Annotated in this window: 10 protein-coding genes; all 10 read right to left on the bottom strand. The window is 39.0% G+C overall.

The genetic code is table 11. The annotated features are described in order from the left end of the window. Positions 1-45 precede the first annotated feature (45 nt). A complete protein-coding gene (gene nuoH / locus H1R81_RS04810; protein ID WP_181839526.1) occupies positions 46-1221 on the bottom strand; it encodes an NADH-quinone oxidoreductase subunit NuoH in 1176 nt (391 codons plus the stop codon). Between the two features lie 10 nt (positions 1222-1231). After that, the gene (locus H1R81_RS04805) at positions 1232-2326 is read right to left on the bottom strand and encodes a 2Fe-2S iron-sulfur cluster-binding protein (protein WP_181839525.1); all 1095 of its coding nucleotides are present in this window, start codon (positions 2324-2326) and stop codon (positions 1232-1234) included. Positions 2327-2361: 35 nt separating this feature from the next. Next, positions 2362-3696: an NADH-quinone oxidoreductase subunit NuoF gene (gene nuoF, locus H1R81_RS04800; protein WP_181839524.1), complete on the bottom strand. Its 1335-nt coding sequence runs from the start codon at positions 3694-3696 to the stop codon at positions 2362-2364. 60 nt (positions 3697-3756) lie between these two features. After that, positions 3757-4254 carry an NAD(P)H-dependent oxidoreductase subunit E gene (gene nuoE, locus H1R81_RS04795; RefSeq protein WP_181839523.1) on the bottom strand — a complete coding sequence of 166 codons (498 nt, stop codon included), beginning with the start codon at positions 4252-4254 and terminating at the stop codon, positions 3757-3759. 16 nt (positions 4255-4270) lie between these two features. Next, positions 4271-5509 (bottom strand): NADH dehydrogenase (quinone) subunit D, encoded by a 1239-nt coding sequence (nuoD, locus tag H1R81_RS04790; protein ID WP_181839522.1) that lies wholly within the window; start codon positions 5507-5509, stop codon positions 4271-4273. A gap of 61 nt (positions 5510-5570) precedes the next feature. After that, positions 5571-6071: an NADH-quinone oxidoreductase subunit C gene (locus H1R81_RS04785; RefSeq protein WP_181839521.1), complete on the bottom strand. Its 501-nt coding sequence runs from the start codon at positions 6069-6071 to the stop codon at positions 5571-5573. Between the two features lie 175 nt (positions 6072-6246). Beyond that, complete coding sequence (locus tag H1R81_RS04780) at positions 6247-6789, bottom strand: NADH-quinone oxidoreductase subunit B (protein WP_101726045.1); 543 nt, start codon at positions 6787-6789, stop codon at positions 6247-6249. 221 nt (positions 6790-7010) lie between these two features. Then, positions 7011-7388 (bottom strand): NADH-quinone oxidoreductase subunit A, encoded by a 378-nt coding sequence (locus H1R81_RS04775; protein WP_181839999.1) that lies wholly within the window; start codon positions 7386-7388, stop codon positions 7011-7013. Between the two features lie 230 nt (positions 7389-7618). Beyond that, complete coding sequence (locus H1R81_RS04770) at positions 7619-10564, bottom strand: T9SS type A sorting domain-containing protein (RefSeq protein ID WP_181839520.1); 2946 nt, start codon at positions 10562-10564, stop codon at positions 7619-7621. Positions 10565-10678: 114 nt separating this feature from the next. Continuing rightward, positions 10679-13396, bottom strand: coding sequence for a sialate O-acetylesterase (locus tag H1R81_RS04765; RefSeq protein ID WP_181839519.1), 2718 nt, complete (start codon positions 13394-13396; stop codon positions 10679-10681). Between the last annotated feature and the right edge of the window lie 70 nt (positions 13397-13466).

Genomic DNA, 13466 nt, shown 5'->3' with positions numbered 1-13466 from the left:
AATACAAGTTATTAATCCGTAACAGTTTTAATAGCTTGTTGTATTTTAAGCACCTAAAACCGCTGCCCCTTTTCTCGGACGCAAAGCCCAGAAAATAGAGATTACCAGAATCAATACTGCCAGACCAATCCAGATTCCGGCTAATTTGTAGCCTGAAAGCATAGCTACTGCAGTAATAATCAGGTTTCCGACAGCCAATGGAATCAATCCTTTCCAACCTAAATTCATCAATTGGTCATAGCGGAAACGTGGAACTGTCCAACGAACCCACATAAAGAAGAAGATTCCGAAAAGGATTTTGGTAAACATAGAACCGATACCGATAAAAGTAGCAATGTTCTGCCCAATAGCCTGACCGAAAGCACCAACCAATTGAGCCTGCACCCAATCCATACCCGGATAGTTGTAGCCACCAAAAAATAAACAAGCGGTTACTGCTGAGGATGCAAACATATTGATATATTCGGCAAATAGATAAAATCCCAATTTCATTGAACTATACTCTGTATGGTAACCACCAACCAATTCAGTTTCACACTCTGGTAAGTCAAATGGTGTACGGTTACATTCTGCAAATGCGCATACAATAAATATTAAGCACCCCAATGGCTGATAGAAAATATTCCAGTTAAAACCGTGTTGTTGCTCAACAATTGTTCGAAGCGATAATGAACCAGACATCATCAGAATAGCGATGATTGACATACCCATAGCTAATTCATAGCTAATGTTTTGAGAAGCAGCGCGGATAGCACCTAATAAAGAGAATTTGTTATTAGATGCCCAGCCACCAATCATTACCCCATAAACTCCCAAAGAAACTACACCAAATACATACAGAATACCAATATTAATTTCAATGGCTTGTACAGTTACTTCTTTCCCGTCAATCAGGAAAGCTCCACCGAAAGGCACTACAGCACTTGACATTAAGGCTGTAAGCATTGATAAACAAGGTCCTAAAATAAATAACCATTTATCAGCCTGTGCTGGAATAAAGTCCTCTTTGAAGAACATTTTACCTGCATCGGCCAATGGCTGCAATAAACCACCCCAACCGGCACGATTCGGACCACTCCTGTCCTGAATATAACCCGCTACTTTACGCTCTGCCCATGTTGAATAGGCTGCAATGCCAAGTGTAATTGCAAAAATCACTAATATTATAAGGGCTTTCCAAAGAAACATAGTTTCGTTTACCCATTGCATAAAACCGTTCATAGTTTGTTAATTACTTATGACCAAAATATTTTTCGTCTTTCGCCATCAAAGCTTTATAATCTTCCGATTGCTGAATCTCGCTCATTTCATGCAGATATGGACGATCATCATCAATATTTTTGTATTGAGATTCAGCCAGTTTCAAAGCAAAATCAGGTTTCTTAACCAGGTTTTTACTGTATTTATTAGCCGAGATAACCGAAGCACGAGAAACCTTGGTTGGGCCTTCTATCGTCCAGTCGCTGGTTTGTTTTCTTTCGAAACGACAAGTATTACAGATAAATTCTTTTACTTCACCCCATTCGTTTTTACGGGCAGTTACACGAATCACTTCATCGCCACGATACCATAATTGTACTTTACCGCTACATTTTTCACAATCACAATGAGCATCAACCGGTTTTGAAAACCATACACGATTCTTAAAACGATAGGTTTTATCAGTTAAAGCACCTACAGGACAAACATCAATTACGTTTCCTGAAAAATCGTTATCAATAGCCTGACCTATATAAGTAGAGATTTCAGCGTGATCTCCTCGTCCCATTACTCCATGTACTCGTTTGTTAGTAATCTGATCGGCTGTGTAAACACATCGGTAACACAAAACACAACGTGTCATGTGAAGCTGAATATATGGGCCTATATCTTCTTTCTCAAATGTACGACGGTCTTCTTCGTATCTGGTTGTACCTACGCCATGTTCGTATGAGAAATCCTGTAAATGACATTCTCCGGCCTGATCGCAGATAGGGCAATCTAACGGGTGGTTGATTAATAAAAATTCAACAACAGATTTTCTTGCATCTACTACTTGTGGATTTGTGTAGTTTTCAACTACCATACCATCCTGAATAGGGGTAATACAAGATGCTACCAGTTTAGGCATAGGACGAGGGTCTTTCGCTGACCCCGCAGAAACTTTTACCAAACATGCACGGCATTTTCCTCCTGAACCTTTTAAGGGTTCATAATAGCACATAGCCGGAGGTGCAACCTCTGGGCCTATTTTACGTGCTGCTTGCAAAATGGTTGTTCCCGGTGGTACTTCAACCTCCACACCATCAATGGTTACTTTAAATAATTGAGGGGCTGTATTTTCCATAAAATCTAATTTCTTAATTCAATTAAAACAGGGGCTTACACTAACACACTCTCTTTCATATAAACGGCACCTGGTTTTGTGGCTGCTATTGGTTCTTTGATATGCCACTCAAATTCATCACGGAAATGACGGATAGCCGAAGCAACCGGCCATGCAGCAGCATCACCTAAAGGACAAATGGTATTACCTTCGATTTTCTTCGAAATATCTACCAATAAGTCAATATCATGCATTGAGCCTTTTCCGTGTTCAATGCGATTCAATACTTTTTGCATCCAGCCTGTTCCTTCACGACAAGGAGAACATTGTCCGCATGATTCATGCTCATAGAAACGAGCAAAATTCCACGTATTACGTACGATACAAGCCGTCTCATCAAATACGATGAATCCACCTGAACCCAACATTGTTCCAGTTGCAAAGCCCCCATCTGATAAAGACTCATAGCTCATTAATCGGTCTTCTCCGTTAGCAGTTTTCAGGAATAAATGACCCGGTACTATTGGTACTGACGAACCGCCTGCAACAACGGCTTTCAAATAGTGTCCTTTACGTACACCACCACAATATTCGTCTGAGTTAAGGAATTCGTCGCAAGAAACACCGAGATTAATTTCATAAACACCCGGCTTATTAATGTGCCCTGATGCCGAAATCAATTTTGTACCTGTACTTTTACCTATACCGATGGCTGCGTAAGCTTCGCCACCATTATTAATAATCCAGGAGGTAGTTGCGATAGACTCAACGTTGTTTACAACAGTAGGGCATTGATATAAACCTTTTACAGCAGGGAATGGGGGTTTATTTCTTGGATTCCCTCTTTTCCCTTCCAACGACTCCAACAATGCAGTTTCTTCTCCACAGATATAAGCACCACCACCCGGTTGAACCACTAATTCTAAATCATAACCACTACCCAAGATATTTTTCCCTAAAAAACCTGCCGCTTTTGCTTCTTCTATGGCCTTTTCAAGAATATGAATCACATACATCAACTCGCCTCTTACATAGATAAACGATTTATTAGCACCCAGAGCATAGCTTGAAATAATCATCCCTTCGATTAATAAATGAGGGATGTTTTTCATTAAGTAATGGTCTTTGAAAGTACCCGGCTCTGATTCATCAGCATTACAAACCAGATAACGGGGAACACCCTCTGGTTTTGCCAGGAACGACCATTTCATACCCATCGGAAAACCTGCTCCTCCACGACCACGCACACCTGATTTCTTTACTTCTTCTACCACCTCTTCAGGTGTCATTTTCTTAATTACCTTCTCAACCGCTGTATAGCCACCTTTTTTGCGATACACATCAAAAGTTTCAATACCTGGGGTGTTAATATGTTCGGTTAATATCTTCATGATTCTATTATAGAAAATCAAAACTTTTATTGATCGCTGTTTATATGATGAACAGCAGCATTATCTCGACAATTCTCGAATTATGTCATCAACTTTATCGTTAGTCAGGTTCATGTAGTACTTTTCACGAATCTGAAAACAAGGGCCCCAACCACAGGCTGCAAGGCATTCTACTTCTTTCAACGTAAAAAGGCCATCAGAGGTTGTCTGCCCCTTTTTAACACCTAATTTTTGTGTAAGGTGGGCATATACTTCTTCTCCCCCCATTAATACACATGGACCTGTACGACAATACTCAATTACGTGCTTGCCTACTGGCTCTAAATGAAACATGGTATAAAAAGTTGCTACTTCATATACTTCTACAGGAGTAATATCCAACAATGAAGCAACATAATCCATAACCTCCTGACTCATCCAAGCAAATTGTTCCTGAGCCAAATGCATAATTGGCATCAAAGCTGATTTTTGTTTTCCTTCTGGGTAACGTGCAATCATTTCTTTGGCTTTGGCCAGACGTTCAGGAGTAAAAGTTATCGTATTTTTGGTTTCAGTCATTTTTTGTAATCAAATTTTAGGCATCTAATTCTCCTGCAATTACGTTGAGACTACTCATGATTGCAATGGCATCTGAAATGGCAACACCTTTACACATCTCAGGGTAAGCCTGGTAATAAATAAAACAAGGGCGACGGAAATGTAAACGGTATGGGGCACGGCCGCCATCGCTAATCAGGTAGAAACCTAATTCGCCGTTACCGCCTTCAACTGCATGATATACCTCTCCTACCGGAGCATCAATTTCACCCATCACAATCTTGAAGTGATAGATTAGTGCTTCCATATTACTATAAACCGCTTGCTTCGGAGGTAGATAATAGTGGTTTTCGTTGGCATAATAAGGGCCTTCAGGAAGGTTTTCCAACGCTTGTTTAATAATTTTAATACTCTCCCACATTTCTTGATTCCGCACCATGAAACGGTCATAGGTATCACCATTGTGTCCTATAGGAATATCAAACTCAAAATCCTCATAAGAAGAGTATGGCTCCATTACACGCACGTCATAGTCTACACCTGCGGCACGTAAGTTAGGGCCAGTAAAACCGTATTCCAAAGCACGCTCCCCGGTGATTGGTCCTACGTTTACCACTCTATCAATAAATATTCTGTTTCTGTTGAAGAGTTTCTCAAATTCCGTCAGTGCCTTTGGTAAATCATGATAAACCGCCTGCTTGATTTTTTTTAATGCCGTTGGCGATAAATCACGCTCCATACCTCCGATGCGACCCATATTCGTTGTCAGACGAGCACCACACATCTCTTCGTAGATTTCATATATCTTCTCTCTCTCCTGAAACAAGTATAAGAAGCCTGAATAAGCTCCTGTATCTACGCCAAGGATAGAGTTACATATCAAGTGGTCGGTGATACGAGCCAACTCCATCATGATTACCCTGATGTACTGCGCACGCTTAGGCACGGTTACACCCAATAGTTTCTCTACAGTCATATGCCAACCCATATTATTTATAGGTGACGAACAGTAGTTCATACGATCGGTAAGGGTAGTAATCTGATAAAAAGGACGACGTTCTGCAATTTTTTCAAATGCCCGGTGAATGTATCCGACAGTTTGTTCTCCTGATACGATTTTTTCGCCATCCATTTTCAACACGTTCTGGAAGATACCGTGTGTAGCGGGGTGGGTAGGCCCAAGATTGAGTGTAGTATATTCTGTTTCTTCAACAATTGGCCTGTTCAAAGCCAATGCATCAGTAGTGTTTTTAGGGATAATCAGTTCTTCTGCCATTGTTTACTATTTTCAATTAACCTCGAATAGTCTATGCTCGTATGCTAATTGTTCAAATTTATTAACGTCCGAAAAGTGCATCAATCTTATCCTGACGGGTAGCATCTTCTAACGGATATTCTTTTCTCATCGGGAAATAATCCATCTCATCAATATTCAGAATACGCTTCAGATTCGGGTGACCATCAAAGATAATTCCGAAGAAATCATAGGTCTCTCTTTCAAGCCAGTTTGCTGTGGCATATAAAGTGGTAGCTGTGGGGATATGAATATCATCGGCTGATAGGAACACTTTAATACGGATACGCTTGTTGTTCTCCAGGCTATGTAAATGATAAATCACACCAAATTCTTCACTTTTATTATCAGGTAAATGAAGACCACAAATATCTGTAAGAAAACGAAAACGGAATGTTTCGTGCTTGTTGAGATAGACCAGAAGATTAATTATATTCTGACGATTGGTTGTAAAAGTAAGCAACTCATAAGGTTCTTCAAAGTTCTTCACATTTTCTCCAAAATGAGCTAATAAATCTTCTGCTATTTGTTGATTACTTAACATGTAAATCTATTTAGTGATTTTCGTCTTAAACTTTGATTTACCTGATTTAATGATTAAAATGATATAGAAATTTATGTCAAAATCATGATTCCAAAATCAATCGTAAATCTTTACATTATAAATTCAGTGAAATCATAATAATCAGCTAAATCAAAGTTCAGACAAGTGCTATTATCTACTGAATATTATATGATTCTAATAAGGCTGAGTATTCAGGGGTATTTCTGCGGCGGAGCGACTCATTTCTGGCCAACTCCTGAATCTGCATTAAGCCATCAAGAATCTGTTCAGGACGAGGCGGACAACCCGGTACATATACATCAACCGGAATGATACGGTCGATACCTTGCAATACTGAATACGTATCAAAAATACCACCACTGGATGCACACGCACCTACAGCAATTACCCAACGTGGCTCGGCCATCTGCAAATACACCTGTTTAACCACCGGACCCATTTTTTTGGCAATGGTACCCATCACCATTAATAAGTCAGCCTGACGAGGTGAGAAACTTGGTCTTTCTGAACCGAAACGTGAGATATCGTAGTGCGAACCCATGGTAGCCATAAACTCAATACCACAACAAGATGTTGCAAACGGCAATGGCCATAACGAATAGCTGCGTGCCATACCGATAACTTTATCTAATGAAGTAGCGAAGAAGCCTGCTCCTTCAAATCCTTCTGGTGCTTCCACCATTTTTACTGAACTCATATTCGTTATCTGTGCTTGTTTTAAAGACTTAAAACGTTTTTAAGCCTAAACAATTTTAAGAAATCTGTGAGAAATAAAATTAGTGACTTAGTGATTGAACGGTCCGCCGTAGCGGCGAATTAGTGAATAACTAACTATTCGATTTCTATCAAACTATGTTTCTCAATTGCTACTAAGACACCTAAAAAACAAAATTGTCGGATGGTTAATCCGACTTGTATTTATTCTTTGTCCCAGGTTAATACACCTTTCTTAATGATGTAGTAGAAACCAGACATTAATAATGCAATAAAAAATATCATTTCAACGAAACCAAACCAGCCTAACTTCATAAAGTTTACAGCCCAGGGATACATAAAGATAATCTCTACATCGAAAAGGACAAACAGGATAGCTATCAGAAAATACTTGATTGAAATAGGAGTTCTGGCATCACCTTGCGCCTCAATACCACATTCAAAAGGGTCGTCTTTTTTTGCACTATGTCTTTTCGGACCAATTGAGTGAGTAACAATCATTGTAAAGACTATAAAACCAATAGCAGCGATTAACTGCACCAAAATAGGGAGAAAATCTGAAGGCAAGTATTCTTTCATGATAACTGTAATAGTAATTAGCAATATAGGGTTTTATGGATTTTCTGCCTATATCAATAACAATTAAATGCTTCGTTTAGTTGCAAACCAATTGCGTGTCAAAATTACTAAGGAAAGTTTAGAAACAAAATAAAAAAGGTTGAATATTAAGCGCCTGTTAAAAAATTATAGCTCGACCGCAAGTGCAGGTTTTTGGTCAGAAAAATAATCTTCAAATAGGCTCAGCCCCTCCTTCAGTATTTTATGAGAAGTTTTTGTGTTGCCTTAAAATCTCCGCTTGTCAGTCTTATTATATATACTCCGGGCTCGAGCATCCTCAGATTTAATTCTCGCTTTTCCTTCAGTTCCGAAATTGACCCTGTAAAAACGTTCAGTCCGCTCAAGGTGAATACATCTATTTTTGAATTCGGATTATCACCGAAGGTCTCAATAGTAAATAATCCGGTTGGATTGGGATTTGGGTAAACTCTCAAACCATTATCACCTATCGGAATCAAAAAGCTGAGTACTTGCGAAAAAGGCGAATAACAGACCAAAGAGCTGTTGTTAGTATTAGAATATTTTAATGCCGTACGAACCGCAAAGTTTCCTTGCTGGCGTACCTTTACAATTGAAGTTGTATCAGTCAGAGTAGTTTCATCAAGTTTCCAGTTAAAATACTGTCCGGGAATATTTGTTGCCGGAATCGCAATTACCTGATAGGCACCGTCTTTTTCTAATACTGGTGTTGGAGGAGTATCCTTTACAAATACATGAAAAGAAACAGGGTCTGATTCACAGTTCTTTTCATCTCTGATTTTAAGAACATACGTAGCTTCCTGTTCGACAATTATATCTTTTGAAGTAGCTCCGTTACTCCAAACATAGCTGACTGCATTACTACCATTTAAAGTTATATTACTTCCCTCACATATAGTATTTATGTTATCTACAGTAGAGATTGAAACCGATGGAGGTGGAATAAAACTAAGCGAAATAGAATCAGCCATTGATTCACATCCATTTATATCTCTTACCCGAAGTGTATAAAGACCCGGACTCTCAATTGTAACATCTTTTGTTTCGGCTCCGGTGTTCCACATATAAACAAAATTCTCGTCCGAAGCTGCGGCTAAATTAACCACATTTCCCGGACAGAACTGTTCGAGTCCTGTAGCAGCAATTTTTACTGAAGGCAAAGGATTAACAATAACGTTCTGAGAAACTGGTAAAGAAATACAACCGAATCCATCTTTAACTCTTAATGAGTACTCGCCGCTCTCTTTGATGAAGTTGGATTTAGTTGTGACTCCATTACTCCAGAAATAGCCATTAAAATCAGCATTGGGGTTAAGGTTTACACTCTTTCCCAGACAAAAAATCGTGGGACCATCTGGTATAATTTCAGTAACAGGTCTGTCCCTAAGCCCTACTTCAATAAAACTCGTAGATTCACAACCATTCTGGTCTCTCAGCTTTAAACTATATGTTCCGGCATCTTTTACAACAATATTTTGTGAAGATGCATTAGTATTCCATTGATAGGTAACATTCTCAAAGTTATCAGTTACAAGAGTAATGCTGTCGTCCGGACAAATAGGCAATTCCTTTGTGGTAAGTATATTATTTCTTGGCAAAGGATTAACATTAACATTCACAGATCCAGATACCGAAGGGCAGCCGTTTAAAGTATAATTTGTTAGTACATAAGATCCTGATGTGCGTGCAACAATAGCCTGACCACGCTCTCCATTACTCCATACATTCCCGCCTGGTTCACTTGCAATTAAAGCAACACTCCCCCCATCACAAAAAGTAGTTGGGCCGGTAACATTTATAGACGGCTGAATCACAGGATTATTTGGCGAAATGGGTACAGGCTGCGAAAAAAGCGTATTGCCAGACCAATCTGTAGTTTTGACAGTATAGCTGCCATTATTTACAATAATTGATCGGTTATTATTTCCATTACTCCAATTAAAACTCTGATATTCTCCATTTACCTGAATTGTAAATCTATTATTTGGGTTTGTAGGATTACAAGACAAACTAACATTTACTAATCCTCTTGATTCTAATGGTTGAGAACTTGAGAAAAATCCATCATTTAAAGCAGCATTCCAGTATTCAGCCGCTCTATTCAAACCATCGTTATGAAAATGCACACCATCCGCTCTGAAATTTGCCCCAAATATTTCATCAGTATTTGGGCCTGGATAAACACTATGTACGTTTCCAATAGTAACATTCTGGCCGTCTATTACATTCTGATGTATATTTGGGTTACGAGAAGATCTGGCTATAACCCAAGCGAGGTTCCCCTTTCCAGAATCGTTACGACTTTTCTCAATAACTATTTTAAGATTATTAAAATAAGAGTTCGAAGAAGTCTGATCATCACTTTCACCTTGTTGCCAAAGAACAGCTCTTACCCCTGTGCGTGTAACATACTGTTGTAAGGCAGCCTTCAATGCTCTATATGGCATTCCCGGCACTGCAATAAAAGATGGCAATTCCTTACGCAAATCTTCTCCATTGGAAGAACGTTGCCAGGCATTAACACCAATCCCTCCTAAAGCGGCCCCATAGAACAAAACAGGAACATTATATCTCTGGGTCAACCTGTCTCCTAAACGTCCCCAAAACCAGGGAACATAGTTGTAGGGAGCCATTCGGGAGAAGTTTCCCATATGTGAAAACTGAAAAGGAAATTGGTTTTCATTCAATGCTGCATCATAATAATCGATGGTCGAAACGCGGTCATCGCTGGCACCAATAGCACCACCTGAGTAACTCGGATCACCTTGTGCATTTGACTGTCCGGCAACAATAAATACCTCACCAACACCTACTCTTTCAAGTACAGTCGATGTTACTACCTGTCCATTTAGAACCCCTCTTACTTCGATATTATACCAACCACCACTTAATTGAAGAAATCCATTGAAAATCCCTGTGGTTAAGAAATCCTGTATGGTAGTCCAACCCACTTCATTTCCTTGACCCGGAGAAACAGGAAAAGCGCGTGCATCGATGCGGTCTAATTGCTGGAAATAGCTTCCGGCAATATTTACATTGGCTTGATTATTATTATTTCGCTGAAAGACAATTCGCGAAACAGGGAAGGTAATTTGTATTTGTGAGTAGGCACTGAAAACTGTAAAACTCAATACTATTACCAACCATTTTTTTTTAAGCATACTTACCTGGGTTAAAATTTATTGCATGGAGTAACAAATTTACTAATGCCATCAATGATTAACAACAGTGTAAGGTTGATTATAGTATCAAAATTTTATTTAATGGTAAAAAAGTTAATTTCGTTCAACAAAAACCCGTTTAAGTACACTGAAATCTTTGTTCTTTATTGTTACTATGTATTTCCCCATCGGTAAATTTGCCAGTTTCAGAGTTTTTCTTGAGTCGAATTTATAAACAGTATATTCTCTTAAAATAGCTCCTTTCATATCATAAAATGTTATTTGCACGTCCTCAAGGTCTTCGAGAGTTTCAATATTCACAATATCTTCTGTAGCAGGATTAGGAAAAATGCGAGCCCCGTTATCAGACGGGTCAATCTGGAAAACAAACGGTTCTGAAATTTTCGAATAACAACGAAGAGAAGTACCGTCTTCTAATAAATAAAAAATTGATCCTCTGAGTGTATAAGAACCTGACTCTTTAGCTTTAATTATAGCCTCTTCTTTAGACAACTTTATCCCATCTTTATACCACTCAAATTTTGAGTCGAATGGGCCATTGGTTAAGGCTTCAAGTGTGTATGGTCCCGATTTGAGAATACCTAAATTTAAAGGGTTCTCTTTTACATTTACACTCACTTCGTCAGAAGGTGGTGAAATACAACCATTCTCATCACGAATCTTAACAGAAAATACACCCGAAGTGCCAACATTAAAGTTTTGCTCAGTCCGGCTGTTGCTCCATAAATAACCAACACTTTGTGTAGCAGCCAGATTAACACTGTCTCCATAACAGAAAATAGTAGGCCCTCCTGTAGAAATAGTAGGCTTTTGAGGAATGGGATTTACCTTGATCGTAATAGTATTTGATATTTCCTGACAACCGAACTGATTGGTTGCAGTTACAAAAAAATCACCGCTATCAGCAATCCTTAATTGTGGTACTGTCTGCCCGTTGTTCCATTGAATTTCGCTCAACACATCCGACGAAATAATTACCGTTGTATCAGCACAAAAAACTGTTGGACCATCTACACTAACGATAGGTTTTTGTGGTTTTGGGTTAACATTTACCGCTATTTTCTCTGAAATGCTTTCGCAACCAAATTCATTTTTCACTTTCAGAAAATACTCGCCAGACCTATCAACTGTAATCGATTGATTACTTTGTCCGGTATTCCATAAATTGCCTGATTGATTGGTTGAGCGGAGATTTACTGAATTATCCTGGCAAAAGGTTGTTGGTCCTTCTGCAACTATTTTTGCTTCCGGGTTTGGATAAACCGTTATATTTACACCATTAGACGTATTAAAACAACCTAAATAATTATGCCTGTTTACTACATAATACCCTGGCTGAGAAACCATTATTGACTTACCATATTCACCAGTACTCCAGGAGATTTCCTGATCAGTCGACGACGTCAGGCGTACACTTCCACCCTGACAAAACTCAGTAGCACCTTCGGCTGTCAGAGACGGTCTGTCAGGAACAACTTCTCCAACATAGTTTACTCCTGCTGTATAATAAACATTCCCTATATAGTCTACCGCTTTCCCTCTGAAAAAACCATTTTTTATTTGAATACTTGAATTGTTGTTCAAGTTTCCAAAACCGTTTGTCCAATAATATTCTTTAAAGCCATCAGGCATAAAAATAGTCAAGGGTGCATTTGAATTATCAGGACTGCAATACATCTGAAAAAACAATGGTGAAGAGGCTGGGACTGGATTAGATCTGATAAAGAAATCTTGATTTAGCCTATCGCTCCAGGCTTCGGCTAACTGTAGCAAGCTAAAACTTTCAAAATGAACCCCATCTGAACGATGTGTAATATCATCAGTATCGGGACCATTAAACACATTAGGGTACTCCCTTATCACTGCTCTCTGAGCTTCAATAATTGTTTGTGAAGTGCCTCTGCGAGTTCGGGAAACTTTGCTCACCATCCAACTGACATCACGCCCGCTATCATTCCTACTTCTTTGAATTACATATTGTAAGGCATTTTTGTAGACATCAAAGCTTGTACCTTTATCATTGTCAGTCTCCCCTTGATGCCACAATATTGCTCTTACTCCAAACATATTAGAATAATTATGCATCGATTTACGGATATTTTCAAAAGGATATCCTGGTTTGGCATAATTTCCGGAATAAAAATCCTTTCCTGCCTCTCCATCAGCACTCCTGCTCCACTCTTCAATACCAAGTGCCTCAAAAGCAGCATTAAAAAACATGATGGGTACGTCTAATTTTGCGGCTAACAAATCGCCTAATTTACCCCAGCACCAGGAGCCATTACCTAATGGAGCTAATTTAATATTTTCATCAAGGTGACCTATAACAGGAAAAGGAACTTCGGTGATTTGTCCGTATGAGTAGAAGTTTGTTATGACATTTACCCTGTCATCAAGGGCTGGTGGATTACCTCGACCTTCGTAACCCTGCGCATTAGACTGACCCGCGATTAGAAAGACTTCGCCAAGCCCGACTTTTTCAATAAATACAGAATGGATAACGTTATTGTCTCTTATTGCCCTCACCTCTAACCGATACCAGCCACCGACTGCATAAATTCCACCTGAGAAGCTTCCGAAATTAGGATTTACGGAAATAGGTATCCAATCGACCGTTGAACCTCCCTTTATTGACACTAATCTGGCATCAATCCGATCGACTCTTGTCTGAAAAGTTCCAGCAATAGGTATTACGCCTCCACCCGAATTATTCCGCTGAAAAACAGCCCTATTCATCGGAAAGGTAATCATGAGTTGTCCAAAAACACTTGAATGTGCCAATAGGAAAAAGCCCACAAGTATTTTCTTCATGGTCTTAGTTAAATAGTAAAGGTTCACTCAATCAATAATTAGTTTTGTGGAATAAAATATACTTTTTCAT

Origin of the sequence: Emticicia sp. BO119, from assembly GCF_013912375.1 — a bacterium.
GTDB lineage: Bacteria > Bacteroidota > Bacteroidia > Cytophagales > Spirosomataceae > Emticicia.
The sequence above is the reverse complement of the archived record's forward strand: the minus strand, read 5'-3'. Positions and strand labels throughout refer to the sequence as shown.

Bases quoted from the DNA above. Each gene is read 5' to 3' on its own strand.
- nuoH (WP_181839526.1), bottom strand. From the start codon at position 1,221: ATGAACGGTTTTATGCAATGGGTAAACGAAACTATGTTTCTTTGGAAA.
- H1R81_RS04785 (WP_181839521.1), bottom strand. From the start codon at position 6,071: ATGTTAAGTAATCAACAAATAGCAGAAGATTTATTAGCTCATTTTGGA.
- H1R81_RS04780 (WP_101726045.1), bottom strand. From the start codon at position 6,789: ATGAGTTCAGTAAAAATGGTGGAAGCACCAGAAGGATTTGAAGGAGCA.
- nuoF (WP_181839524.1), bottom strand. From the start codon at position 3,696: ATGAAGATATTAACCGAACATATTAACACCCCAGGTATTGAAACTTTT.
- nuoE (WP_181839523.1), bottom strand. From the start codon at position 4,254: ATGACTGAAACCAAAAATACGATAACTTTTACTCCTGAACGTCTGGCC.
- H1R81_RS04770 (WP_181839520.1), bottom strand. From the start codon at position 10,564: ATGCTTAAAAAAAAATGGTTGGTAATAGTATTGAGTTTTACAGTTTTC.
- H1R81_RS04765 (WP_181839519.1), bottom strand. From the start codon at position 13,396: ATGAAGAAAATACTTGTGGGCTTTTTCCTATTGGCACATTCAAGTGTT.
- nuoD (WP_181839522.1), bottom strand. From the start codon at position 5,509: ATGGCAGAAGAACTGATTATCCCTAAAAACACTACTGATGCATTGGCT.
- H1R81_RS04805 (WP_181839525.1), bottom strand. From the start codon at position 2,326: ATGGAAAATACAGCCCCTCAATTATTTAAAGTAACCATTGATGGTGTG.